Origin of the sequence: Amycolatopsis jiangsuensis (genome assembly GCF_014204865.1) — a bacterium.
GTDB lineage: Bacteria > Actinomycetota > Actinomycetes > Mycobacteriales > Pseudonocardiaceae > Amycolatopsis > Amycolatopsis jiangsuensis.
The window spans coordinates 1879024-1904476 of the sequence record NZ_JACHMG010000001.1; the positions used below are offsets into that span (position 1 = coordinate 1879024).

Sequence of the window (25453 nt, forward strand, 5' to 3'; positions counted from 1 at the left end):
GCATCCGGCGGGTTCTCCGGGTGCATCCTCCGGAGAACCCGCCGGGCGTCACTGTGCGGGCAACGCCGTCTTCCAGGACAGCGGCAGGCAGGCCGGACCGCGCTGACGGTTGCCGCGCTGCCAGGGCACTTCGGCCGCGTCCATCGCGAGTTCCAGGTCGGGGAAGCGGGTGAGCAGAGTACCGAGTGCGATCTGCAGCTCCGCCCGTGCCATCTGAGCGCCGAGGCAGTGGTGCGGGCCGTGCCCGAAGCCGACGTGGTGGTTGCGCGGGCGGGCCAGGTCCAGTTCCTCGGGGCGCTCGAACACTGCCGCGTCCCGGTTGGCACCTTCCAGATCGGCGAACACCGCCTCGCCGGCGCGGACGAGCCGACCGGCGATTTCCACGTCCTCGTTCGCGATGTGCGCGAAGCCCGTGCTCGCGCCGAGCGGCACGAAACGCAGCAGTTCCTCGATCGCCGAGGGCAGCAGCCCAGGATCGTCCCGCAGCCGGGCGAGCTGGTCCGGATGCGTCAGCAGGGTGTAGAGCAGGTTGGAGATGTGGTTCGCGGTGGTTTCGTGGCCGACCGCGAGGATCCCGCCGGACAGGTCGATCAGCTCGCCCTCGGTGAGCCGGCCCTCGTCGTCGCGTGCCCGCACCAGCGCGCCGATCAGGTCGTCGGTGGGGGTCTCGCGGCGCTGCGCCACCAGTCCGGCGATGTAGCCCCACAACGACTGCTGGGCGTTCATGATCGACGCGTGGTCGGAGCCGTCCCCGCTGATCATCGTCATCGTGTCGGTCCAGGCGTGCACCTTCGCGTGGTCTTCCCCGGGAACGCCGAGCAGTTCGCACAGCGCGGTGATGGGCAGCGGGATCGAGAACGCGTGCACCAGGTCCACCGGCGGGCCCTGGTCGATCATCCGGTCGATCAGGCCGTCGGTGAGCTGTTGGATCCGCGGCCGCAGGGTCTCGACGCGTTTCGGGGTGAACGCCGTGGCGACGAGCCGCCGCAGCCGCGAGTGCATCGGCGGGTCCATGGTGATGATGGAGCTTTCGCTCTCGATCGACTCGGTGCCACGCGGCACGTCCTTGCCGACGGTGAGGCTGCGCATCAGCCGCCGGTCGCACAGCACCGACCGCACGTCCTCGTACCGGGTCACCACCCAGGCTTCGCCCCCGTAGGGCAGCCGTACCCGGCTCAGTCCTTCCTCGCGCATCCCGGCGTACCGGGCGTCGACGGCGAGTCCCGCCGGTTCGAACGGGTACGGGCACACTCCACTGGTCACGACGAACTCCCAACACCGGTAACGGTTTCCACGGTCGGATCGGTCACAGCTGCGGTGGAGTCCAGCCAGGCGGTGACCGCGGAGGCGGTACTGCCCGCGTCCTCGGCGACAAGGCTGAAATGGTCTCCCGGCACGGTTTCGATGTGGTCCGCGCGCGACCACGTGGTCTGCCACTGCGCGCCCGCGGCTGTCCCGAAGCTGCGTGCGGCCCGCACCAGCACCGTGGGAGCACGGACCGCCGGTGGCGCCACGTCGGCGAGCAAGCCGAGATAGCGGCCCATCGCGGTCAGCTGCGCGCGGTCGAACCCGTCCCCCTCGTCCCGGCCGAGGATCTCCGCGGCCAGGCCGTGCACGGCGGTTTCGGTCGGGCCACCCACCTCGTAGGTGTCGAGCAGGCACAGACCGGCCGGGCCGTCTCCGGTGTGTTCCAGTGCGGCCGCCACCACCTCGGCCAGCAGCCCGCCCGCCGAGTACCCGAGCAGCGCGAAGGGTTCGGCACCCGCGGCCTCCCGCGCGTGCCCGGCCAGGAAGGCGACGAGCGTGTCCAGGTCGGCCGGCAACGGCCCGTCCGGCGTGAACCCGGGCAGCGGCAGCACCTCGAACCTGCGCTGTCCCTGGAACTGCGCGGCCAGCCGTCCGTACTGGACGGCTCCGGTCATCGCGGCGGGCGACGGCACGCACAGCAGGGCCGGACGGCGCGGTCCGTCGGCGAGCCGGATCGGCCGGTGCCCCGAAGGCGCTGTCCGGAAGGAAGGCCGCAGGTGGGCGGCGGCACCGAGCAGTGCGATCCCTTCCGGCACCCGTCCGGTCGCCACGGCTTCGGCGAACAGCTGCGCCACCGGATCGGGCGGGCCCACGGCCTCGACCGAATTCGTCACCTCCGCCGGCTGCGGGTGCTGCGCCAAGGAGCCGTCGAGAAAGTCGGCCAGTTCCGCGACGGTGGGGTGGTCGAACACCAGCGACGAACTGAGAGTGAGCCCGGTCGACTCGGCGAGCCGGTTGCGCAGCTGCACCGCGGTCAGTGAGTCGAAGCCGAGTCCGGGCAGGGCGCGATCGGGCGGCACGGTCTCGCTGTGTCCCAGCACCGCGGCCACTTGTGCCCCGACCAGTTCACGCAACCGGTCCCGGCGCTCGGCCGGTGCCGCGCCGTGCCACCGCGCGGCCGGGGAACCGGCGGATCGCCGGGCCACCCGCACGTGCCCGCGAAGCAGGGTGGGGACGTCGTCTCCGGTACTCCAGGTGTCGAGCCGCAGCGCCGCCAGCACCGGTGCCGGGTCGGTCAGTGCCGCGTCGAACAACGCCAGGCCGGCCTCCGCGGTGAGGCCGCCGGTGCGTTCGGCGGAGTCCCACGATCCCCAGGCCAGTGACTGCGCCGGGAGGCCGAGGGTGCGGCGGTGCCGGGCCAGCGCGTCGAGGAACGCGTTCGCCGCCGCGTAGTTCGCCTGTCCCGGGGCGCCGAGGACACCGGCCGCCGAGGAGAACAGCACGAACGCGCGGACGTCGCCGGCCAGCTCGTGCAGGTTCCAGGCGGCGGTCGCCTTGGCCTCGAACACGGTGTCGACCTGGTCCGGAGTCAGTGCGGTGAGCACCCCGTCGGCGAGTGCGCCGGCCGCGTGGACGATCGCACCGACCGGGTGCGCGGCCAGCAACGCCGCGACCGCGGAGCGGTCGGCGAGGTCGCAGACCGCCACCTCCGCCTGTGCGCCGAGTTCCATCAGCGCGGTGACCAGGTCGTCGCCACCGCGTCCGCTCCGGCTCACCAGTACCAGCCGGCGCACGCCGTGGTGGCGGACCAGGTGCTCGGCCACCAGCCGGCCCAGCCTGCCGGTACCACCGGTGATGAGGACCGCGTCCTCGCCCCAGTCCGGTCCCCCGGCGGGCGCCGGGATGACCCCGGCCAGTCGCGGAGCGAGGTAACCCTTGTCGCGCAGCAGGATCGCGGGTTCGCCGGCGGCCGCCACCGCGGCGAGCAGATCGTCGTCCGGCTGCTCGTCGGTGTCCAGGTGCACGATCCGGCCCGGGTGCTCGGTCTGCGCGGACCGGGCCAGCCCGGCGACGGCCGCTCCGGCCAGGTCCACCGGTTCGCCCGGCCTCCCGGCCGCGTACCGGGTGACCACCACGATCCGCTCGTCCCGCGTGAGTTCGTCGCGCAACGCGGTGAGCAGCCGCTGGATCTCGCGGCGCGCTCCGGCGGCATCAGCGCCGGGCGAGACCACCAGAGTACGTGCGGCGGCTCGCGCCTCGGGCAGCGTCACCTCTGTCCACTCAGGACGCAGTAGCCGTCCCTGCCGCGGAGCCACCCCTACCGCGTGCCCTGCCGGTCGCAGAGTGAGGGCACCCACCGTCGCCACGGGCAACCCCGCGGAGTCGAAAAACGACAGTTCCGCTGTCGTGTCCCCGAGCGGCTTCACGCGGACGCGAAGTTCCGAAACGCCTTTCGTCCACAGGGTCACTTCGGACCACGAGTACGGCAGCAGGGTTTCCTCGCTCGCCGTCGGACTGAGGCCGATGGCGTGCAGTGCCGAGTCGGCGAGCGCCGGGTGCACGCCGAACGCCGCGGCGTCCAGCACCGCGGATTCCGGCAGCGCGACCTCGGCGAACACCTCGTCCCCGTGGCGCCAGGCCTTTTTCAGGCCTCGGAACCACGGCCCGTACACGACGCCGCGCTCGGCGAGGATGTCATACGTTCCGTCGAGGTCGGCCTCCACCGCCCCGGCCGGCGGCCACGAGATCAGCGCGGCGGGCGGCGGACCAGCGGGAGCCAGCGTGCCGTCCGCGTGGCGGACCCACGGTCCGTCGCCGGTCTGCGCATGGATGCTGAGCGCACGTACCCCGGCATCGTCGGAGGAACCGACCCGGACCTGCACGCGGACGCCCTCGGCGCCGACCGGTAGCGGGGCGCGCACCGTCAGCTCCCCTACCCGCAGGTCGCCGGCCTCCTCGCCGGCTCGCAGGGCCAGCTCCAGGAAGGCGGTGCCCGGCAGGAGCACGGAGCCGCCGACCACGTGTCCGGACAGCCACGCCTGCGTGGCCGTCGAAATACGGCCGTGCAAAAGGAATCCGTCACCCTCGGCGAACGGGATCGCGACGCCCAGCAGCGGGTGCCCGGCCGGTTCGAGACCGGTCGAGGACACCTCGCCGGGTTCGTCCGCAGTGGACAGCCAGTAGTGCACACCCTGGAACGCGTAGGTCGGCAGGTCGACGATTTTCCCGCCACGCGGCGCGAGGACTGCGTCCCAATCCAGGGGCACCCCGTGCGCATGCAGCTCGCCGGCCGCTTCGGCGATGGCGATGTCCTCGGGCACACCCCGGCGCAGAGCCGCGACCGCCACCGGCGCGTCGGGCAGCAGCGCGGTCAGCGGTCCGTCTGCACCGAGTTCGAGAAACCGGCTGACGCCTTGGCTTTCCAGTGTGCGGACTGCGTCGGCGAACCGGACCGTGCCACGGATGTTGCGCACCCAGTGGTCCGCGTCAACGACTTCGACCGGTTCGCCGGTCACTGTGGACACCATCGTCGCTTGGGGCGTCGCGTAGGAGAATCGGTCCGCGATCGCCCGGAACGGTTCCAGCACCGGGTCCAGCAACCGCGAATGACAGGCGACTTCGAGCGGCAGCCGTGTGGTCCGGCGGCCCGCCGCGGAGAACCGGCCGGCAACCTCCAGCACCACCGTCTCCTCGCCCGAGACGACGACCGAGCGCGCACCGTTGACCGCGGCGACATCGACCGGTTCCCCGTCGAGTTCCCGCGGATCCGCCTCGACGGCCACCATCGCCCCCGCCGGCTGCGCCTGCATCAGCGTGGCCCGCGTGACGACGAGCTCCGCCGCGTCCGTCAGGGAGAGCACCCCCGCGCAGTGCGCCGCCGCCAGTTCCCCGCCCGAGTGTCCACACAGGACGTCCGGGACCAGCTGCCACGACGCGGCCAGGCGGAACAGCGCGACCTCGATCGCGAAGAGAGCGGCCTGCCCGTACCGGAACTCGGCGAGCGCGCCCGGATCCCCGATCGCCTCGCGCAGGGGACGGTCCAGATGCCGGTCCAGTTCGGCACACACGTCGGCGTACGCCTCGGCGAACACCGGATACGCCGCGGCCAGCTCCTCCCCCATCCCGGTCCGGTACGAGCCCGCACCGGAGAAGAGGAACGCGAGCGCCCCCTCGTCCCGGGCGGCCCGCGCGGGCACGTCGACCAGCCGGGTCAGCAGCGCCTCCCGGTCCCGGGCGACGGCCACCGCGCGGTGTTCCAGATGCGTGCGGCCGGTCGCGAGGGTGCGGGCCACGTCCGCCGGGCGCAGCTCCGGGTCGTCGCGAAGCCGCGTCGCCAGCCGCTGCGCCTGCGCCCGCAGCGCCGCGGGACTGTGCCCGCTGAGCGGCACCGGCACCGCCACCTGCTCGGCTGCGCTCGCGGCGGCCTCGGCGCCCTCGGCGGCCCTGGCGGTCTCGGCGGTCTCGGCGGTCTCGGCGGCGGGAGCTTCCTCGACCACGACGTGGACGTTCGTCCCGCTCAGCCCGAAGCTGGAGACCGCGCCCCGGCGCGGCCGCGGCCCACGCGGCCACGGCACCGCCTCGGTGAGCAGTTCGACCTCGCCCGCGGACCAGTCGACGCGGCTGCTGGGCGCGTCGACATGCAAGGTCTTCGGCAGAAGTTCGTGCTGCAGCGCCAAAACCAGCTTCAGCAGGCCGGCCGCGCCCGACGCGGCCTGCGAGTGCCCGAGATTCGACTTCAGCGAGCCGAGCCACAGCGGCGGCCCGCCGTCGCGGTCGGCGCCGTAGGTGGCCAGCAGCGCCTGCGCCTCGATGGGATCGCCGAGCGGCGTCGCCGTGCCGTGTGCCTCGACGACGTCGATCTGTTCCGGAGACAGCCGCGCGTCGGCCAAGGCCTGGCGGATCACCCGGCGTTGCGCCGGGCCGTTCGGCGCGGTGATGCCGTTGGACGCGCCGTCGGAGTTCACCGCACTGCCCCGGATCACGGCGAGCACCGGGCGACCGGACTTGCGGGCGTCGGAAAGCCGTTGCAACGTCAGCGTCACGCAACCCTCGGACCACGCGGTGCCGTCGGCCGATTCGGCGAAGCTCCGGCAGCGCGCTCCCCGGGACAACGTGCCGTCCCGGCTGAACTCGACGAAGGTCCGCGGGCTGGACATCACCGTCGCCCCGCCCGCGAGCGCGAGGTCGCACTCCCCGGCCCGCAGCGCCTGGACCGCCAGGTGCACCGTCACCAGCGACGAGGAGCAGGCGGTGTCGACGGTGATCGCCGGGCCCTGGAAGCCGAACGAGTAGGCCACCCGGCCGGACGCCATGCCGGACGCGGCGAAGCTGCCCGGGTAGTCGTGGTACATCACCCCGGTGAACACTCCGGTCCGGCTGCCGCCCAGCGAGCGCGGCGGGATCCCGGCCCGTTCCAGCGCTTCCCAGCCGGTCTCCAGCAGCAGCCGCAGCTGCGGGTCCATCAGCACGGCTTCGCGGGGGCTGATCCCGAAGAGCCCGGCGTCGAACTCGGCCGCACCGGTGAGGAAACCGCCCTCGCACACCGAAATCGACCCCGGCCGGGTACCGGAGGGATCGTGAAGCCGGGCGGTGTCCCAGCCGCGGTCGTCCGGGAACGCGCCGACCGCGTCACCGCCGTCGGTGAGGAACCGCCACAGCTGTTCGGGCGCGGCGATGTCCCCGGGCAACCGGCAGCCCGCGCCGACGATCGCGATCGGCTCGGCGACCGGCGCGCCGGTGTGCCGCCGGTTCTTGTCCTTGAGCCGCTGGTTCTCCTTCAACGACGCCCGCAGGGCGGCGACCAGACTGCGTTCGGACTCGCTCAACGGCCCCCCAGGGCTAGAAGTGCGGCGTGACCTGCTCGACGCTACGCGCGGGGTGGGTCCGTGCCACCCCCTACCGCACCCCGGAACCGGATCCGCAGCGACGCCGTACAGGTCGTTGTACAGTTTCGGCCCGGTCCACAGTGGATAGTCGTGCCGTCGCCCGGCGACTTCCCTCATCCGGGTGGACCTTTTCTCCGGTACCACTGCCCGGTCATCACTCCGTGTCCCGAGTCAACCCCTGCTCGGGCCTGCATTCGGTGACTTCTTCACCGATACCGCACACAGTGCGGTGCCGATTTGCCCCCGTGCCCGGGCCGTGTTCCGATCCGGAGGCACACCCCCGGAACACAGCCAAGGGAAGGTGAGAGCTCATGAACCGGACCAGGATCCAGGCGGTGGCGGGTGCGGCATTGGTGGCCGCGGTCGCGACCGGCTGCGGATCGGATTCCTCCGACGGCGCCGGCGCCGGCCAGCAGAAGGCGGGTGACCAGGCGGTCCAGCAGGTGGACTCGGCCATCCAGCAGGCGACGCAGAGCTCGCCGGTGACGTTCAGCCTGGAGAAGGCCGACCTCACCGACCAGAGCAAGCAGACCCTCGCCACGATCGCGAAAGCCATGCAGGGCAATCCGGTCAGGCTGAAGGTCGAGACCCACGGCGGCTACGCGAACGCGGACATGTCGAAAACCCTGTCGCAGCAGCGAGCCCAGGCCATCTCGACCGAACTCGAACAGGCCGGCGTGACCAAGGACCGCATCGAAACCGACCCGAAGGGCAACGAAAAGGCCCAAGGATCGCAGGCGCTGGCCACCCAGTTCAGCGCCACGAGCTGAACCGGCGCGGCCGGTACGCCCGCGTCCGAAGTGGACTCATCCAGCCGATCGTTCGGACGCTGCCCGTCCACATCGGACAGTGAGCACTCCCGTACCGAATCGGCGGACGTGACCGACCGCCGTCCAGCCGAAGCACGCGAGTGTGAACTCCGGTGCGGGCGGCCGGCCACGCTCGCGCTCAGCGGGAAACGCTACTTCTGACCTTCCCGCGCCGGCTGTTCGCCCTGGCCAGTTCTTCCAGCAGCGGCACCGTGCGGGACCAGCCGAGGCAGGCGTCCGTGCGGCTCAGGGCCGGGTTCGCGGGTAGCGCGGACGGGTCCTGGCGACCGTCGGCCAGGTAGGACTCGAGCATGACGCCCGCCAGAGCGTCCGTGCCCGCACGGAGTTGCGCGGCGAGGTCTGCCACCACGACGGGCTGGCGGTTGTGGTCCTTGCCGCTGTTGCCGTGGGAGGCGTCGACCACGACGCGGCGCGGCAGGCCGGCTTCGGTCAGCTCGCCGAGTGCGGCCGCGACCGAACCGGCGTCATGGTTCGGTGCCGGACCACCGCGCAGGACCAGGTGCGCATCGGGGTTCCCGGTGCTGCGCAGCGTTCTCATCCGGCCGTCGGCGCCGAGCCCGGGGAACGCGTGCGCCTGCCCGGCGGCGCGGATCGCCTCCACCGCCGGGGAAATCCGCCCGGACACGCAGTTCTTCATCCCCACCGGCATCGGCAGCCACGACGCCAGCTGCCGGTGCGGCTGGCTCGCGACGGTCCGCGCGCCGATCGCGGCCCAGCTCACCGTGTCCGCGACGTACGGCGCGAGCACCGGGTCCACGAACTCGTAGGCCAGTGGCAGCCCGGTCGCCGCAGCGGCCATCAGGAACTGCCGCCCCAGCCGCAACCCGGCCGCCAGGTCACCCTTGCCGTCCAGCGTCGGGTCGGGCAGCAGCCCGGTCCAGCCGGTGACGGTGCGCGGCTTCTCCAGGTACGCGCGCAGCACCACCACGAGATCGTCGGCGAACCGGGCGGCCGCGCCGGCGAGCAACCCGGCGTACTCCAGCGCTGCCGCCGGATCGTGCACCGAGCACGGCCCCACCACGACCAGCAGCCGCGGGTCCCGCCGGCCGAGCACGGCGGCGACCGTCTCCCGGTGCCCGCCGACGTCCGGGGACCGGCCGCCGGTCACCTCGGCCGGGCTGGGCAGCGCGTCCGGTGGATGCTGCTCACCCGGGCGCCGGACGAACGCGGCCGCGCGGCTCACTCCGGCTCGCCGGCGAGCAGCCTCGTCCACCGGCACAGGCGCGGATCCTCGGCCAGATCGGCGAATTCGAGCCGCTGTGCACCCGCCGCGCGCCACTTCTCGACCAGCCCCATGATGCGCATCGAGTCGAGTCCCAGATCGGTCAGGTCGGTGTCCGGGGTCAGCTCGCCGGGTTCGCAGTCGAGCAGTTCGGCGAGATCCGCGCGGACCTGGTCGGCGCTCAGCCCGCTCATCGGGTCGCTCCCGCGGCGACCGGCGCCAGCGCGGCCAGTGCCCCGGCAGCGGTGGTGACGACTCCGCAGCGCTGCGCGACGTACTCGCACGCCTGGTCGTGCCGCGCCCGGTCGAAGTCCGCGACCGCGTCGGCCACGAAGAACGGCCGGATGTCGCGCATGAACGCCTCGACCGCGGTGGCCTGGCAGCCGATGTGCGCGTACACGCCGGTGATCAGCAGCTGGTCACGGCCCGCCGAAGCCAGCTGCTCCCGGAAAGTGCTGCGCTGGAAAGCGCTGTAGCGCCATTTGGTGAGCACGGTGTCGCCCGGCTGCGGCGTCAGCTCGGGGACCACGTCCGCGGCCGCCGGGTCGTCGTCGATCACCGCGCCGATGCCCTCGCCCCAGAATTCGGTGAGCAGGCCACGATCGGCGACGGCCTGACGTCCCGGCTGCGCGGTGTAGAACACCGGCACCCCCGCGGTCCGCGCCGCCTCGGTGAGCGCGGCGATGTTGGCCACCATTTCCGGGATCGGAGCGCCCGCGTAAGGCGCGAGGAAGTACCGCTGCACGTCGTGCACGAGCAGCGCCAGCCGCGCCGGGTCGGGCTGCCAGCCCACCCGCCCGGCGGGCAGTTCTCCGGTACCGGGCAACGGGTACGGCCGGATCTTCGGCAGGGACACGCCTCACCTCTCCTTCGCCAGGGCGGTCAGCGCCGCCCGCAGTTCACGTTTGCTGGTCTTGCCGACGCCGGTGGCCGGGAACTGCTCGACCACCTGCACCAGATCGGGCACCTTGAACGCGGCCACCCCGCGTTCGCGCACGAACCGGCGCAACTGGGCGGCGGTCGGTGCCGCGCCCTCGACCGGCACGACGTAGGCGCACGTGCGCTCGCCCAGATATTCGTCGGGTACCGCGACCACGGCCGCGTCCAGGACGCCGGCGTGCGCCATCAGATGGTTCTCCACCTCTTCCGCGGCGACCTTCTCGCCACCGCGGTTGATCTGCTCCTTCGCCCGCCCGACGACCTCGAGGTGGCCGGACTGCCGGCGCCGCACCAGATCCCCGGTGCGGTAGAAGCCGTCCGGGGTGAACGCGGTGGCGTTGTGATCGTCCGCGCGATAATAGCCGCGGATCGTGTACGGACCGCGGGTCAGCAACGCACCGACCTCGCCCGGCGAGACTTCGTCCGACGAGCCCGCCCGCGGATCGTCCGGATTCACCACGCGAACCTCGTCGTCCGGCGAGATGGGGCGGCCCTGGGTACCGAGCACGAGCTCGGCCGGATCGTCCAGCCGCGTGTAGCAGACCAAGCCCTCGGCCATGCCGAACACCTGCTGCAGCCGGCAGCCGAGCGCCGGCCCGATGCGTTCGGCCAGCTCCCGGCCGCACTTCGCCCCGCCGACCAGCAGAACGTCCACAGAGGACAGATCATGGGTGGTGCGGGCGGCCGCCTGCACCCAGGCCGCGGCCAGCGGCGGCACCACCCCACTGATCGTGACCCGCTCGGCCTCGATCAGCCGGAACGCGGTGTCGGCGTCCGGACGCGGCGCCAGCACGGTGGCCGCGCCCGCGTGCACCGCGCCGAGCACCCCCGGCGAACTGAGCGGGAAGTTGTGCGCAACCGGCAGCGCCGCGAGGTACACGCTCTCCGGCCGTAGCGCACAGATCCGGGCACTTTCCCTTACGCTGTAGAGATAATCGTCGTGGGTACGCGGAATCAGTTTCGGCAGACCGGTGCTACCGCCGGACAGTTGCAGGAAAGCGACGCCCGCCGGATCGGGGTCGGGCAGCTCGCGAGGCGCCGCCGACGCCAGCTGCGTGAATTCCTCCGTACCCACCGCGAACACCGCACGCACCGATTCGACGTCTCGCGCCACCGCGCGAGCGACCCCCGCGTACCCGTGTCCGCCGTGCTCCTCGACGGTGATGATCGCCGAAGCTTCGCTCTGGCTCGCGAAATGCCGCAGCTCGCTGTGCCGGTGGGCGGGCAGCGCGAACACCGGCAGTACCCCGGCCCGCCACAGCCCGAACACCACGGACAGAAACTCCGGAATGTTCGGCAACTGCACGACAACCCGTTCCCCGGAACGGATTCCGGCCTCGATGAGGCCGGCTGCGATCCGATGCGCACGCTCGTCGAGACCGGCGAACGTCCAGCGCTCGTGCTCGCCCACCACCGCGGTGCGTCCGGCGTGAGCCTCGGTGACCGAAGTGAGCAGCGCGCCGAAAGTCTGTCCCCGCCAATAGCCCCAGGCGCGATACCGCGCGGCCGTCTCGGACGGCCAGGGAGTGTGGTCCTTCACGCTGCTTCCTCCGCGTCGAGCGCACGAAGCAGCGTCCGGAACTTCGCGCTCGTCTCGGCCAGCTCGGCTTCGGGGTCGGAACCCTCGACCACCCCGGCACCGGCGAACAGCCGCACCCCGCGACCGCTGACCTCCGCGCACCGGATGGTCACGACCCACTCGCCGTCGCCGTCCGCGCCGGTCCAGCCGACGAGACCCGAGTAATAGCCCCGGTCCTCCGGTTCGAGGCGGGCGATCGTGTCCCGCGCGAGCGGCGCCGGGACTCCGCAGACCGCGGGTGTCGGGTGCAGCGCCTCGGCCAGCGCGAGGGCGGACGGCCCGCCGGCACCGGTCCGTCCGGTGACACGGGTGGACAGATGCCACATCGTCGGCGTGCCGATCACCTCCGGTTCGGCGGGCACCTCGAGGTCCGTGCAGAACCGGCCCAGCACTTCGGCGACCTGAGCGACCACGTGCGCGTGTTCGGCACGGTCCTTTCCGGACGCGAGCAGCTCGGCGATCCGGCGCTCGTCCTCGACCGCGTCACCGGCACGCGGACGGGAGCCTGCCAGCGGGTTGGCGCTCACCACCTGACCGCGGCGGGAAACCAGCAGCTCCGGGCTCGCGCCCACCAGGGTGCGCGGCGCGTCGTCGCCGTCCCCGGTGACGTCTGCGGCGAACGCGTGCGCGGCCGGGTCCGCCCGCACGAGCCGGGTCAGCAGCCGGGGTACGGAAACCGGCTCCGCGGCGGTGAGTTCGAGCGACCGGGCGAGCACGACCTTGCGCAGCGCGCCGTCACCGATCAGCTCCAGCGCACGGCGGACCCCGGTGGTGTAGACCTCTGGCGCCGGCCTCGGCACGACCGACCAGCCTCCGCCGGCGACGGGTTCTTCCCCGCCCCGCGGGCCGTCCGTCCCGGGCGCGCCGGCCCACCGCACCACCGCAGGGACGACCAACGAGGCGGGTGCGTCAGGCCGGAACCCGATCGCCCCCACCACGATCGGGTCCTCGGCTCCGGCGAGCACGGCTTCGTCGAGCGCCTCCGCCGCCGCTTCCCCACGACCGGCGGCACCGGTGCGGACCCGCGTGCGCACCCCGTCCGCGAGCAGCGCGCCCCGGGGAGACGAGTAGTAGAAGGACCCCGGCAGGTACGCGGCCAGCACATCAGCCGCGCCGTGCACCGACCGCGGACGAACCCGAACAGGTGAGGGCACGTGTGTTCCCTTTCCGAACGCGCCGGCGACCGGGTCACCCGCCCCGCGGCGCCTGTTGGACTTGTCGGCCAGACCTTCGGTTAGCCTAACCTAATCCACCTTAACGTGACGAAGGCGAAAGGAAAACCCGCCGAACGCGTCAGCGATCTCACGCCGGGCCCGCGGCGAACCGAACGCCGTCCGGACGGATTCCGGCCATCGAGGGCACGCGGCGCCGGTGCCGGCCCGCATTCGGACGCCGTCCCGTGCCCGGCCTCGCATCCCGACGCCATCGCTACGCCACTCGTCCCGGGTCCGGCCATCGTCACCACGCCACTCGCCGCCCATTTCGGACGCCGTCGCACATCCGGCCACGGATTCCCCGGTGTGCCGGGACTCATGCGCGCAGGGTGGCGCCGCCGTCGACGTAGAGGTTTTGCATGGTGATGTGGCGGGCCCGATCGGAGGCCAGGAACAGCACGGCGTCGGCGATGTCGGCCGGGTCGGCGATCCGGCCGAGCGGGATGCCGGCGCGGAACTGCTCCGGGTTGCCCGCGATCACCTGCGCGGGACCGTTTTCGTCTGTCCACAACAGACGTTGCATGGCGGTGTCGGTGGAACCGGGCGACACGATGTTGCACCGGACCCCCGAACCGGCCAGCTCCAGCCCCAGACAGCGGGACAGCATGGTGGCGGCCGCCTTCGACGCGGCGTAGGCGGCCATGCCCGACCGGGGGACGCCGGCGGCGTTCGAACCGACCGTGACAAGGGAACCGCTCCCCCGCGGGCGCATCCGGCGGGCCATCTCGCGCAGCACCGTGAACACGCCGGTGGCGTTGACCGCGAACGTGTCCGCCCAGTCCTCGTCGCTCGTGTCGCACACCGCGCCCGGTCGCAGGATCCCGGCGACCGACACTCCGACACCGATCGGCCCGAGCCGCTGCTCGACGTCCTCGACCACCCGGGCCACCGCGGCGGGATCCCGCACGTCGGCCGCGAACGGCGTGATCCGCCCGTCCTCGGTGACCGAGCGCAACCCGTCCTCGTCGACGTCCACCGCGGCGACGACCGCCCCGGCTTCCGCGAGCGCCGCCGCCACCGCCGCGCCGATCCCGCGCGCGGCCCCGGTGACCAGCGCGACCCGGCCGTCGATCCCCACCTCTGCGACCACCGCACCTCCCGCCTCTCCGTCATGGTTTAGGCAAGCCTAACCTTCAGGCGGATGGCGGGCGTCGTGATCCCTGCCACCAGCTCAAGAGAGGAAGTCCGCACAAGCGCGCCAGACAAGAGACCAGCGAGCGACACAGCAGACGCGGCGGAGCAGCACGCGAGCTACATCGCGCTGTCGGTTTCCTCCTGCGCGCGCAGCAGGTCCTCGCGGGCGCGGGAGACGCGCGAGCGGACCGTGCCGACCGGGCAGCCGCACACCTCGGCCGCCTCGGCGTAGGACAGGCCGAGGAACTGGGTCAGCACCAGTGCTTCGCGCCGGTCGTCGTCGAGGGTGCCCAGCAGCAGACCGAGTTCGACCAGCTCCTCGAAACCGGCGGACCGGCTGCGGGCGGACTGTTCCTCGGCGACGTGCTGCCAGTCGGCGGTGGCCGATTCGCGCGGGCGCGCCGAGCGGGCCCGGATCCGGTCCACGACCACCCGCCGGGCGATCGAGAGCAGCCAGGTGCGCGACGAGGACCGGCCGGCGAAGCGTGGCAGGGACCCGAACGCCCGCAGGTAGGTCTCCTGGGTCAGGTCGTCGGCCTCGGCCGGGCTGGTGCGGTGGGCGAGGAACCGCCACACGTCCGCCTGGGTCTCCAGGACCCAGCGTTCCAGCGCGACGCGGTCGCCGCGGCCACCGGCGAGCGCGAGCGCGGTGATCCGCTCGTCGTCGTTGCCGCGGCCGGTGGACACCCCTGTCACGCTAGTACACCACCGGCCGCGCCGGGTGCGCGGGCGGCTGCGCTGGGCAAACCGCGGGGGCCCCGGAACTCCGGCGGGCCGCGGGGCGACTATGGAAGACGTGAGCTGTGAAATCTTCCGCGAAGCCCTGTCGGCGCGGCTCGACGGCGAGGCGGGGCCGCTGCCCGAGGACCAGGTCGACGCCCACCTGGCGAGCTGTGCCGCGTGCCGGAGCTGGTACGAGCGCAGTGCGACGCTGCGCCGATCGATGCTGGTGCGTGCGGCACCACCGGTACCCGACCTGACCGCGCGGATCATGGCGGAGACGCCGGCCCCGCCGCGGGAGAAGTGGGCGCTGCGGGTCGCGCTGGCGCTGGTCGGGCTGGTGCAGTGCGGGCTGGCTTTCGCACAGCTGCTCGGTATGGACCCCGGGATGCACGACGCGCACAGCGGGTTCATGGAGGGGCATCTGCTCAACGAGAGCGCGGCGTGGAACCTCGCGGTGGGCGTGGGCCTGCTGTGGGCGGCGCTGCGCACCCGCGCCGCGTCCGGTCTGCTGCCGATGATCACCGGGTTCGTCGTGGTGCTGGCCGTCCTCACCACCGGCGATCTCCTCGGCGACCGCGTCACGGCCGCGCGGGTGCTGTCGCACACCTTCCTGGTGGTCGGTCTGGTGCTGCTCTTCGCCGTGCACCGGCAGCACCGCGCGCGGCATCGCCCCGGCCCGGACCTCGCCGACGCCGTGGACAGCGGGGAGGAAACCACTGTGCGGTACCACGGTGCCCTCGCACTGGCCCGTCCGCACGGGAAGCACGGCCGGGACACGGAACGACCCACCGGACGGCGCAGGGCGGCCTGACCCGGCGCCGCGCGTGGTCGGACCATCGGCAGCGTCCTCAGCGTGGTCAGACCATCGTCAGCGTCATCACCGCCATGCCGAGGCTCATCACGCCTTCCGTCGCGAGCCCGGCAGTGCGCCGGCCCGGACGCTGCTCACCGCGGGCACGGTCGATCGCACGGGACAGCCACACCAGCCCGGCGGCCACGAAGAACACCGTGAGCGCCACCGCAACCACCACGACGTGCCCCGGGGCGTGCCCGGTCATCGTCATCCCCGAACCCATGTCCATCCCGGCGTGCTCACCGCCGGTCATGGGCCCCGTCATCCCCGTCATACCAGTCATTCCCGCCATCGCCAGCGGCATCGCGAAGACCATCCACGCCATCCCGGCCATCATCAGGGTGTGGTGGGTCCGGGCGAACCAGCCGTGTCCGCCGGTGGTCACGGCGAACCACACCGCCGCAGCGGTGAACAGGACGATCTGCGGCAGCCGCGCGAAATCCATCGTCGCCGGCCACGCCATCGTCACCATCCCGGCGCACATCAGCGCGTGCAGCCCCTCCGACACCCGGCCGCTGAAGCGTGTCCGGCGTGCACAGCGGTACAGGCAGAAAGCCGCGGCCGCGGCGAAGAGGAGGGTGAGGATCCAGCGCAGCCCGAGGTCGGTGATCACCGGGCCACCTCCTGACGGCGCATGCCCAGCAGCACGTCGACGGCGAGGAACCCGAGCAGCGAAATCCCGAACACCGGCAGGAACCACCCCACGACCGCCGCCGCGGCCAGCACCGGCGCCAGTACGCGGCCGGGCACCCGCCGCCACGCACCCCGCGCCGGTGGACGGCCGAACCGCGCCTCGCCCCTGCCGGGCCTGCGCAGCCACCACATCCGGTATCCCCAGCACACCAGGCACACCACCGCCACCCCGACCACCGTGAGCACGATCTGGTTGGCCACCCCGAACAGGAAGCCCATGTGCGCGTCGATGCCCCAGGTGCTCAGTTTCGCGGCGAGCGGGTAGTCGTCGAACGGCAGGGATCCGGTGACCTGGCCGGTTCCCGGGTCCACGGTCATCGCGTCCTGTTTCACCGGCCAGCTCCGCCCCACCTGCTGCACGACGTAGCTCTCCCCGGCCGCCGAGGGCGGGCGGATCTCCACCGGATCGGCCAGTCCGGCTCGCGCGGTGGCCTCCCGCACCGGCTGCCATCCGACGTCGCCCGGGGTCGCCGGCGAGGTCGCGGTCACCGTCGGGGTCGTCCAGTTCCAGGACGACCGCAGATCGGTGATGTTCGCGCCCGCGTGCAGGGACCAGGTGAGCCCGGTGGCGGACAGGAACAGCAGCCCGGCCGCGACCCACAGGCCGACACCGCCGTGCCAGGACAGCAGCCGCCGCCGTCCCCGCGCGCGCCGAGCCGACCGGCGGCGGCCCAGCCACAGCACCACCCCGGCGACGACGACCACCCACAGCCAGCTCGCCGCCAATTCGCTGTACAGCCGGCCGAAATCACCCAGGTGCAGACTGCGGTGCAGGGTGTCGATCCACCCACGCAACGGAAGCGCCTGTCCCGACCCGTAGGTCTCCAGCGCACCGCGCACCTCGCCGGTGTGCGGGTCCACGAACACCGTGTAGTGGTAACTCGGTTCGAGACCCGGCCGGTCGAAGATGATCTGCGTGGTGTCCGTCGCGGCCGGTGCCGGGCGGACGCCGGTGAGCGTGCCGTCCGGGACCTCGGCCCCGGCGAGGGCGACCTGCCGGTCGAGCGGCACCGCACCCGGGGCGGCGGGCACGTGCAGTTCGTGGGCGTAGACCGCCTGCTCCACCTGCGGCGTCCAGACGTAGGCGATCCCGGTCAGCGCCGCGACCAGCAGGAACGGCCCGACGAACACACCCGCGTAGAAGTGCAGCCGCAGCAGCAGCGGCCGGATCGCGGCCCACCCCGGCGCGGCACGGGGCGGGGGTGGATCGGGGATGGTGTCCGGGGAAACCGGTTCCGACGTCGGCACTGGCACAGGCGCTCCTCCCGCAGATTCCGCCTCCCCAGGAGTCGGACCGCGGCGGTGTCCGGTTCCCCGCGGCACCGTGACGGCGGCCACTGCGCGGGGACGCACGCCGCCGGCCCGTACTGCGGGGCGCGGCCAGGGCGGGTTCGACCAGCGCGTTCATCCGACGGCAGGTAGCGCCGACGCTTCCGTACTGTCCTTTTCGGACACCACAGTGGCGAGGGTGGTTTTCGCCGGCTGCGGAAGAGGGCGTGAAAAACCCGGGTGGGCAGCTGCAGTCGGCAGTGCCCACCCGGGCGGGATTCAGGCGGAAGGAAGGCTCAGCCGCGCCACCGGTTGTTCATGAAGGCGTCGTCCTCGTCGTCCAGCTCCTCCGGGGTCGCACGGCGGCGCCGGGACGGGGCCGCCGCCGGGCGCTCCGCGCGTGCCGACGGGATCGGCGCCGGCGGCCCCGAGGGCGGAGCCGGCGCCGCCGGGGGCGGGATCGGGGCCGCATGCCGGCCCGTACCCCGGCCCGTCGGAGGGGTCGGGGTGAAGTCCAGCCCCTGCGAGCCGTTCTCGGCCTGGTGCGCCTCGGGCTCGAAGTCGAACTCCCGCACCGATTCCTGCTGCGGACGACCCTTCGCGTCCTCGCGCTTGCCCAGTTCCCGGCGATGCATGACGTAGCGTTCGGCGGCTTTCACCTGCTTCGTCATGTGCTCGAGCGCCTCGGCCTTGGCCTGGTCGGAACGCTGCTCACGAAGGGTTTCGCGGTCGGTCTGCTCCCGGACGAGAGCGGCCAGGCGCGTCCTCAGCCCATCGAGGTCGTCCATCACTTCCTCACTTCCTCATCCGGTGCACTGGCGAAAGGTCGTCATCGTCGTCGTCGAGCGAACCGGTGATCCGCTGGGCCGGCTCGGTCTGGGAGTCGAACAGGCCCCCGCCGTCGACCCGGTAGGTCCGGCCGCGGTCCTGGTCCTCTCCCCCGCCGCCGCCACCGGCCCCACCCATGCCGCCGCCCATCGGCATGCCGCCGCCCATCGGGTGGCCCTGGGTTCCGGACGGGGCTGCGCCGCCCTGCGCCGGAACGGAGTCCGTGCCGCTGTGCTGGGGCATCGACTGGTCTCCGCCGGTCATCGGAGGAGCGCCGAGCTGCTGCCCGGCCGGTGCGCCGGCGAAGTGAGTGTCGGTCGCCCCCTGCACCGGCTGGCCCGGCACACCGGCGTGGTGCGCGTCGCCCGCCGGCACACCCGGCGCCCCCGCGTGCTGCGGCTCACCGGGCACGCTCGAGGGCGCGTCGGCGAGGTGCCCGTGCGTCGGTGACGTCGAGCCATCGGCAGGCACGCCGTGGTCGACCGGCTGCGCCCCGTCCGGCATCGTGGTGCCCTCCATCGGGGGATGGAGGCCTCCCGGTGTGTCGGACGACGGCATTTCGGTGCCGTCGAACGGGGTGATCCCTTCCGGCCCGTCACCCGCGTGGGCGGGAACCGGGTCTCCCCCGGGGACCGAGTCTCCCCCTGGGTCCCCAGCCGGCAGATCCTTGCCAAGGTCGTCCGGGACGTGCTCGCTCGTCGGGACGCTCGCCATCGGCTTCGGCACATCGCCCGAGTCCGGTTTGTCGTTGTCTCCCAACGTGTAGCTGGTCGGCTTGCCGCTGCCGTCGTCGACGGTCACCTTCGTCGGGCCGTCCGGTCCGTCCGGCCGTTCCGCGGTGATCTTGAGGTCGCCGTCCTTGATGTGGATCTTGCCGTCCGGGCCGGGATGGTAGGTGTGGTCGCCACCCTTGCCGCCGCCGGCGGGCCCGTCGCCGTCCTTGCCGTCGGCGCCCTGGCCGTCACCGTCCTGACCGCCGGCGGAGGAGCCGTCGTCGGCCGACCAGTCGAGCTTGAAGTCCTTCGGCTCGCCGTCGCCCTCGCCGACCTTGATGTCCATGTGCCCGTCCTTGTCGGGCTCGGTCATCTCGAAGGTCTTGCCGTCCTGGTCGACCTTCAGGGTCTCCCGGTCGCCGTCCTCACCTTCCCCGCCGCCGCCGCTCGAACCGCCACCGCCGCCGGGCTTGTCTCCGTCCTTGCCGTCGCCGTCCTTGCCGTCGCCGTCCTTGCCGTCGCCGTCTTTCCCGTCGCCGTCTTTCCCGTCGCCGTCCTTGCCGTCGCCGGGCTTGTCTCCGTCCTTGCCGTCGTGCTTGCCGTCGCCGTCCTGGCCGGCGGGGTCGTCCCCGTCCTGGCCGGTCGGGTCGTCGCCGCCGGGCAGGTCCACGTCCGGGACCGGCGGCGGGGTCGGGGTACCGCCGCCCGAACCGGAACCGCCGCCGCTGTCCGAGCCGCCACCGGAACCGCCACCGGTATCCCCACCCGAACCGGGCAGGTCCGTGTCCGGCACCTCCGGCTTGCCCCCGCCGGTGTCCCCGCCGATCGGGCTCTCGCCCTCGGGCATGGTCGTCTCCGGGATCGGCGGCGGGGTCGGCATCCCGCCGCCGGAGCCACCGCCGCTGTCCGAACCACCGCCGGAACCACCACCGGTGTCCGAACCGCCACCGGAGCCACCGCCGGTGCCCCCGCCCGAACCGGGCAGGTCCGTGTCCGGCACCTCCGGCGGCGCACCCCCACCGCTTCCGCCGCCGGTGTCCCCACCGATCGGGCTCTCCCCCTCGGGCATGGTGGTCTCCGGGATCGGCGGCGGGGTCCCGCCGCCCGAACCGGAACCACCCGAACCGGAGCCGGAGCCACCGCCGGTGCCGGAACCGGAGCCACCGCCAGAACCGCCCGGCGGCAGGTCGGTGTCCGGCACGTCGCCGCCGGTCCCCTCACCACCGCCGGTGCCACCGGGCCCCTGACCGCCACCGGTGCCGTCACCGCCAGTGCCATCACCACCGGTCCCGTCACCACCCGTGCCATCACCACCGGTGCCATCGCCACCGAGCCCGTCACCACCGGTGCCGTCACCGCCGGTGCCACCGGGACCGTCGCCACCACCAGTGCCGCCCGGGCCGTCGCCACCCGTACCGTCGCCGGAGCCACCCTTGCCGTCGCCCGCGTCGCCGAACTCGTTCTCGATCTTGCCCATGATCTTGTCGAGCTCGTCATAGGCCTTGTCGGTGAGTTCCTTGGCGTCGTCGCAGATCTTCACGAACCCGTCCTGGTAGATGGTGTCCCACATCTCCGGGTTGAAGTGCTGCTGGATCCACTGCTTGGCGAGCTTCTGGCCTTCCTTCTTCATGTCCGTCTTGTCGCAGCAGCCGCGATCGTTGAGCGTCTGGTACAGGTTCGTGCCGAAGTTCGCGTCCATCCAGCCCGCGATGGTGGCCAGGTCGTCGTCGCTGACGTCGTCGCCCTTGGCCACCTTCACGACCAGCTTGGCCATCGTGAAGTCCGCGCAGGCGACCAGCAGGTGGTCGTTGTACAGCTTGATGACGTTGTCGGCCTTGTTCTTGCACAGATCGAAAATCGTGGACGTCGTGGTCTTGGTGGCCTCGGCCGCGCTGCTGAACGACTGCTGCAGTTTGGTCGCCTTCGGCGCCACGTCGTCGTTGTAGTGGTCCCACGCCGCGTCGGCGGCCGCGCCCTTCCAGCTCTGCATCAGCGTGCTCAGCGTCGAGCCGGTGTCCTGGATGGTCTGGTCGATCGTGTCCGCACCGGTCTGGAAGTGCGAGGCGTCCTTCATGAAGTTCTCGAAGGAGATCTTCCGCTGCTCGTCGAACCGCTGGTTGATGTCCTTGTCCATGTTCAGCTCATGGGTGTTGCCCTTGCAGTCGTCGGGCATGTCCTTGAACAGCGAGCCGAACGTCTCGAAAATCTTCAGCGCGGGCTTGGCCGTGTCGAGCAGCTCGTCCGAGGTCTTCGTGCCGCTGGTGTCGTCGGGGGCCGGCGGCTTCTTCTCGTCGAGGTCCTTCTTGCCGTCGTCGACGGCCTTCTTGTGCTCGTCGTCGTTGTAGGAGGCCTGGTCGCCGTCCGCCTTGGCCTCGTTGTAGGTGTCCTCGATCGAGGGAGTGCCGCCGAGCCCGTAGGAACCGATCTCCTTGTTCGAGACGTAGGCGTGCTGGTACTTCTCGGCATCCTCCTTCGGGATGTCCATGCCGTTGAACACGCACGCCGACATCAGCTTGCTCTTCTGGTCGGCCGGAACGGCCGGGTCGTCGAGGACCTTCTTGACGTCTTCCCAGGACGGCTCTGCCATCAGAAGGCCCCCGCGGTGTCGATCTCGCCGGTCTGCTCGTCCTCGTTGCTGTCGTAGGTCTTCGCACCGGTGCTGATGTTGGAGCCGAGCGTGGTGAGCATGGTGTCGTACCCGTTGAGCGCATCGGAAAGGTTCTTGGCACCCTCGGTGTACTTCCCGGAGTGCGCCTTGTGCGCGTTCCCGAAGTTCTCCTCGACCACCGCCGGGGTGCCCAGATCCGGATTGTCGTCGAGAAGGTCCTCGGCGGACTGAGTGAGCTTCTTCGACGCGTCACTCATCGCCTGGGTGGAGGCGGTGTATCCCCCGTTGCCGCTCATCTGCGCTTCTCTCCTAGCTGGCCCGGCCGGTGCCGGTCCGTTCGTTCAGGGCCTCGGCGAGGACTTCGGCCACGGCAGCGATGTCGGTGAACCGGTCCAGCTGCTCCAGGTCGATCGTCACTTCGTGGTGGACCTCCAGCGCGGCGAGCAATCGGACCCGCCCCTTCGAGTCGATGCCCAGCTCCTCGAGCGGGCTGTCCGCGGCCACGTTCGCCGGATCGAGGAAGAACAGACTGCAGACGACCTTCACGACCTCGGCACAGAGATCAACCACGAGCGTCACCGTACCGCGCCCGCGCCGCGGCCCGCGCGACTTTGCCGCTCGAAGTGCGCGGGAGGGCACCCGGATCGACCAAACGGACATCACGCAGCGTGAGGCCGTATTCTCCGGACACCGCCCGGAGCACGGCCCGGCGTACCTCGGTCGGGTTCGCCTCGCCGGTCCACTCGGCCGCGACCGCGGCGCCCTCGCCCGCCTCGCCGGTGACGCCGAACGCGGCGACCCGGCCCCGCCGCACCGCCGGATGCGCTTGTTCCGCGGTCACTTCCAGGTCGTGGGGATGGTAGTTGCGGCCGTCGACGACGATCACGTCCTTCAGCCGTCCGGTCAGGTACAGCTCGCCCCGGTGCCACACGCCGAGGTCGCCGGTGCGCAGCCAGCCGCCGTGCCCTTCCAGGTGTGCGTCGAACGTGTCGTCCTCGCGCGCCCAGTACCCGGTGCCGAGGTGCGGGCCGTGCACCCACACCTCACCGACCGTGCCGTCCGGCACCACCCGGCCGTCCGCCACGGTCCGCACCTGCTGCCCCACCGGCCGTCCGACGGACACGAGCTCCTGTCCGCCTTCGGTTTCCACTGCCTCGCCCGCGGCCAGCTTCGCGCGGTCGAAGACGGCGCTCACCGGTCCTTCCTCGCCCGCGCTCGTCACGTAGACCGTTGCCTCGGCCAGTCCGTAGGACGGCCGGTGGGCCTCACGCCGGAATCCCAGCGGCCCGAACACCTCCTGGAATCGCGCGACCGTCTCCGGGCGCACCGGCTCGCTGCCGTTCAACGCCACGCGCACGCGGGAGAGGTCGAGCCCGTCCGGCGGCGGCTCCACGGCGGCCAGGTCGAACGCGAAGTTCGGCGCCGCGGTGAACACGTCCGGGTAGTCCGCCAGCTGCCGCAGCCAGCGCTGCGGGCGGTGCACGAATTCGAGCGGGGCCATGAACACCGACCGGCATCCGGCGAACGCCGGGAGGCACAGCAGCTGGACGAGCCCCATGTCGTGGAAGAACGGGATCCAGCCGGCACACGTGGTGTCCGGTCCCACGGCGTAGGCGACACTCGCCTGCCAGCACGCGGCGGCCACGGCACGGTGCGGGATCACCACGCCGGCCGGGTCGCGCGTCGAACCGGACGTGTACTGCAGGTACGCTGGCGCCTCGGGAGCGGGCAGCACCGGCTCGGCGGGCGGGCCGGAGAGCTCGTCGGCGACCACGAGCCGCTCGGCCGGCACGAACTCGCGGACCCGGTCCGCGACCCGGCGCGAGGTCAGCACGAGGGAGGCGGAGCAGTCCTCGAGGATTCCGGCGAGCCGGCGTCCGAGCCCCCGGCTCGCCGGATCCATCAGCGGCACGGCGGTCATCCCGGCGGCGAGCACCCCGAAGAACGCGACCGGGTAGGCGATCTCCTGCGCCGCGACGATCGCGATCCGGTCCCCCGGTTCGGCCGCCCGCCGCAGGTGCGCGGCCACCACTCCGGCGCGGGTGACCAGCTCGGCCCAGGTGACGGTGTCCTCGACGCCGGCGAGGTGGTCCTGGTGGGTGTAGGCGGGCCGCTGGTCTCCGGCGCGGCCGAACAGCCGCTCGACCAGCGAGACGCCCAGCACGTCCGCAGGCACCGAATCCGGCAGCGCACCGGACCCAGGATCGGACGCGGAAACGGGAGTAGACAACGGCTTCACCACGCACCGGGAGCACGGACCGGCGTGTTCCGCCCGGCGCTCCCGCACCCGACCGGCCACGGCATACGGCCAACCCTACCGTCCGCTCACTACGGCTCCCCCGCACGGCTGTGCACTCGCCGGCCGTCTCCGCCGACTGCAGCACGCCAGGCAGGGCCGCCCTCGTCGCGGGCAGGGGCGCGGGTTCGGGACGGACGACGGCTCGGTCCACTGCGGACAGACCGGGCGTTAGCCGACGGTAAGGGATTTCTTCCCCGCTCCGGCGCACACTGCTGAGCACGAGGGACGTCAGCGAGGAGGATGCCGTGGAAGACCCGCACGAACACGAACCGGTCCGGGTTTCCGCGCCCGGGCGCAAGGCCTGGGCGATTCCCGCGGCGGCGGCCGGGTTCGCACTCTTCGTCGCGGCCGGGGCGCGGGTGCTGGTGCTGTTCGCCGGGTCCATGATGAGCAGTGTCGCGCTCATCGGATCATGGCTGATCCTCACGCTGGGGCTGGCCTACGCCGGCGTCCGGCTCCGGCCGGGCCTGGGTGCGGCACTGCTCGCCGGCTTCGCCGCCGGAGTGCTCGCCATCGCCTTCTTCGGTGGCATGCGGATGCTGACCTGAGCATCCGTCCACATCGGACTCAACGCCCGAACGCGTAGCGGGACGCCCACACCGCGATCATCGCCGCCGCGTATTCCGCGTCGGCAGTGCGGCGCAGCAGGTGGTCCGCGCCGTCCAGGGCGAGGAACGACTTGGGATGGCGGGCGGCGTCGAAGATCCGCCGCGCGTTGTCGATGCCGACAAGCTCGTCGACCGGCGAGTGCACGACCAGCAGCGGGGCGCCGAGTCCGGCGATGCGTTCGCGCTGCGGCTGGGCGGCGATGTCGTCGAGGAACCGGCGGCGGATGCAGAACGGCCGTCCGCCCAGCCGCACCTCGGCCTCGCCGCGCTGCTCGATCTCCGCCGTGCCCTCACCCAGCAGGTGCCGCACGTGCGCCGGGTCGGCCGGGGCGGCGATCGTCGCGACTGCGCGGGCCTCCGGGATCCGGTGCCGGGCGGCGAGCACGGCCGCGCCGCCGAGCGAATGCCCGATCAGCAGCGCGGGCGCGGTGAACTGCGCGCGCAGGTGGTCGGCGGCCAGCACCAGATCGTCGACGTTGGAGCTGAAGCCGGTGTTGCCGAAGTCGCCGCCGGAACCGCCGAGGCCGGTGAAATCGAAGCGCAGCACCGCGATCCCGGCCTCGGTCAGGGCACGGGCGGTCCGCGCGGCGGCGACCACGTCCTTGCCGCAGGTGAAGCAATGGGCGAACAGCGCGTACGCGCGCGGCTGCGCCTCCGGGAGGTCGAGCCGCGCGGCCAGCGGCGCGCCCTGCGATCCCGGGAACTCGATTCGCTCGCGCCGCATGAGCGTGAACCTTACCGAAACGGGCCGCCGGAGCGGCCTCGCGCCTCTGCTCCCCCGGCCGGGTGGGTTCCGGCGGGACCGCCG

At 72.4% G+C, this 25453-nt stretch carries 19 protein-coding genes and 1 pseudogene; 3 read left to right on the top strand and 17 right to left on the bottom strand.

Annotated elements, in window-relative coordinates:
- Positions 1 to 48: 48 nt before the first annotated feature.
- Positions 49 to 1263, bottom strand: coding sequence for a cytochrome P450 (locus tag BJY18_RS07985; protein WP_184779004.1), 1215 nt, complete (start codon positions 1261 to 1263; stop codon positions 49 to 51).
- Positions 1260 to 7064 (bottom strand): annotated as a pseudogene (locus BJY18_RS07990) (SDR family NAD(P)-dependent oxidoreductase); the annotation flags it as partial. The pseudogene BJY18_RS07990 and the gene BJY18_RS07985, both read right to left, overlap by 4 nt.
- 380 nt (positions 7065 to 7444) lie before the next feature.
- Here BJY18_RS07990 and BJY18_RS07995 point away from each other — a divergent pair.
- Positions 7445 to 7903, top strand: a complete 459-nt coding sequence (locus tag BJY18_RS07995; RefSeq protein ID WP_184779008.1) for an OmpA family protein — start codon at positions 7445 to 7447, stop codon at positions 7901 to 7903.
- Positions 7904 to 8081: 178 nt separating this feature from the next.
- On the opposite strand, the gene BJY18_RS08000 is transcribed toward BJY18_RS07995, so the two are convergent.
- The 7 genes from BJY18_RS08000 to BJY18_RS08030 all read right to left on the bottom strand — a co-directional run bounded on the left by BJY18_RS08000 (position 8082) and on the right by BJY18_RS08030 (position 14738).
- Positions 8082 to 9146, bottom strand: coding sequence for a 3-deoxy-7-phosphoheptulonate synthase (locus BJY18_RS08000; protein ID WP_184779010.1), 1065 nt, complete (start codon positions 9144 to 9146; stop codon positions 8082 to 8084).
- Positions 9143 to 9379 carry a phosphopantetheine-binding protein gene (locus tag BJY18_RS08005; protein ID WP_184779012.1) on the bottom strand — a complete coding sequence of 79 codons (237 nt, stop codon included), beginning with the start codon at positions 9377 to 9379 and terminating at the stop codon, positions 9143 to 9145. Before BJY18_RS08005 ends, BJY18_RS08000 begins: the two co-directional genes overlap by 4 nt.
- On the bottom strand, positions 9376 to 10041 hold the full coding sequence (locus BJY18_RS08010) for an isochorismatase family protein (RefSeq protein WP_184779014.1): 666 nt from the start codon (positions 10039 to 10041) through the stop codon (positions 9376 to 9378). Before BJY18_RS08010 ends, BJY18_RS08005 begins: the two co-directional genes overlap by 4 nt.
- A gap of 3 nt (positions 10042 to 10044) precedes the next feature.
- Complete coding sequence (locus BJY18_RS08015; RefSeq protein ID WP_184779016.1) at positions 10045 to 11664, bottom strand: (2,3-dihydroxybenzoyl)adenylate synthase; 1620 nt, start codon at positions 11662 to 11664, stop codon at positions 10045 to 10047.
- Positions 11661 to 12857, bottom strand: a complete 1197-nt coding sequence (locus BJY18_RS08020) for an isochorismate synthase (protein WP_312873786.1) — start codon at positions 12855 to 12857, stop codon at positions 11661 to 11663. Before BJY18_RS08020 ends, BJY18_RS08015 begins: the two co-directional genes overlap by 4 nt.
- Before the next feature lie 376 nt (positions 12858 to 13233).
- Positions 13234 to 14007: a 2,3-dihydro-2,3-dihydroxybenzoate dehydrogenase gene (locus BJY18_RS08025; RefSeq protein WP_312873787.1), complete on the bottom strand. Its 774-nt coding sequence runs from the start codon at positions 14005 to 14007 to the stop codon at positions 13234 to 13236.
- A 161-nt stretch (positions 14008 to 14168) separates the two neighbouring features.
- A complete protein-coding gene (locus tag BJY18_RS08030; protein WP_184779018.1) occupies positions 14169 to 14738 on the bottom strand; it encodes a sigma-70 family RNA polymerase sigma factor in 570 nt (189 codons plus the stop codon).
- Positions 14739 to 14838: 100 nt separating this feature from the next.
- On the opposite strand from BJY18_RS08030, the gene BJY18_RS08035 reads away from it, so the two are divergent.
- On the top strand, positions 14839 to 15585 hold the full coding sequence (locus BJY18_RS08035; protein WP_184779020.1) for a zf-HC2 domain-containing protein: 747 nt from the start codon (positions 14839 to 14841) through the stop codon (positions 15583 to 15585).
- A gap of 46 nt (positions 15586 to 15631) precedes the next feature.
- Here the strand turns inward: BJY18_RS08035 and BJY18_RS08040 are convergent, their stop codons facing one another.
- From BJY18_RS08040 to BJY18_RS08070, 7 genes are all read right to left on the bottom strand, one after another.
- Positions 15632 to 16240 (bottom strand): DUF5134 domain-containing protein, encoded by a 609-nt coding sequence (locus BJY18_RS08040; RefSeq protein WP_184779023.1) that lies wholly within the window; start codon positions 16238 to 16240, stop codon positions 15632 to 15634.
- Positions 16237 to 17568: a PepSY-associated TM helix domain-containing protein gene (locus BJY18_RS08045; protein ID WP_184784503.1), complete on the bottom strand. Its 1332-nt coding sequence runs from the start codon at positions 17566 to 17568 to the stop codon at positions 16237 to 16239. The genes BJY18_RS08040 and BJY18_RS08045 overlap by 4 nt, the downstream gene beginning before the upstream one ends.
- A 317-nt stretch (positions 17569 to 17885) precedes the next feature.
- Complete coding sequence (locus BJY18_RS08050; protein WP_184779025.1) at positions 17886 to 18377, bottom strand: hypothetical protein; 492 nt, start codon at positions 18375 to 18377, stop codon at positions 17886 to 17888.
- 7 nt (positions 18378 to 18384) lie between these two features.
- Positions 18385 to 21717, bottom strand: a complete 3333-nt coding sequence (locus BJY18_RS08055; protein WP_184779027.1) for a WXG100 family type VII secretion target — start codon at positions 21715 to 21717, stop codon at positions 18385 to 18387.
- The gene (locus BJY18_RS08060) at positions 21717 to 22034 is read right to left on the bottom strand and encodes a hypothetical protein (protein ID WP_184779029.1); all 318 of its coding nucleotides are present in this window, start codon (positions 22032 to 22034) and stop codon (positions 21717 to 21719) included. Before BJY18_RS08060 ends, BJY18_RS08055 begins: the two co-directional genes overlap by 1 nt.
- Positions 22035 to 22047: 13 nt before the next feature.
- On the bottom strand, positions 22048 to 22308 hold the full coding sequence (locus BJY18_RS36720; RefSeq protein WP_184779031.1) for an acyl carrier protein: 261 nt from the start codon (positions 22306 to 22308) through the stop codon (positions 22048 to 22050).
- Positions 22301 to 23968 (bottom strand): fatty acyl-AMP ligase, encoded by a 1668-nt coding sequence (locus BJY18_RS08070; protein WP_246458805.1) that lies wholly within the window; start codon positions 23966 to 23968, stop codon positions 22301 to 22303. Before BJY18_RS08070 ends, BJY18_RS36720 begins: the two co-directional genes overlap by 8 nt.
- A gap of 314 nt (positions 23969 to 24282) precedes the next feature.
- Between BJY18_RS08070 and BJY18_RS36725 the strand changes: the two genes are divergently transcribed.
- Positions 24283 to 24585, top strand: a complete 303-nt coding sequence (locus BJY18_RS36725) for a hypothetical protein (protein WP_246458807.1) — start codon at positions 24283 to 24285, stop codon at positions 24583 to 24585.
- Positions 24586 to 24604: 19 nt separating this feature from the next.
- Here BJY18_RS36725 and BJY18_RS08080 read toward each other — a convergent pair whose 3' ends face one another.
- On the bottom strand, positions 24605 to 25369 hold the full coding sequence (locus tag BJY18_RS08080; protein ID WP_184779033.1) for an alpha/beta hydrolase family protein: 765 nt from the start codon (positions 25367 to 25369) through the stop codon (positions 24605 to 24607).
- Positions 25370 to 25453 lie beyond the last annotated feature (84 nt).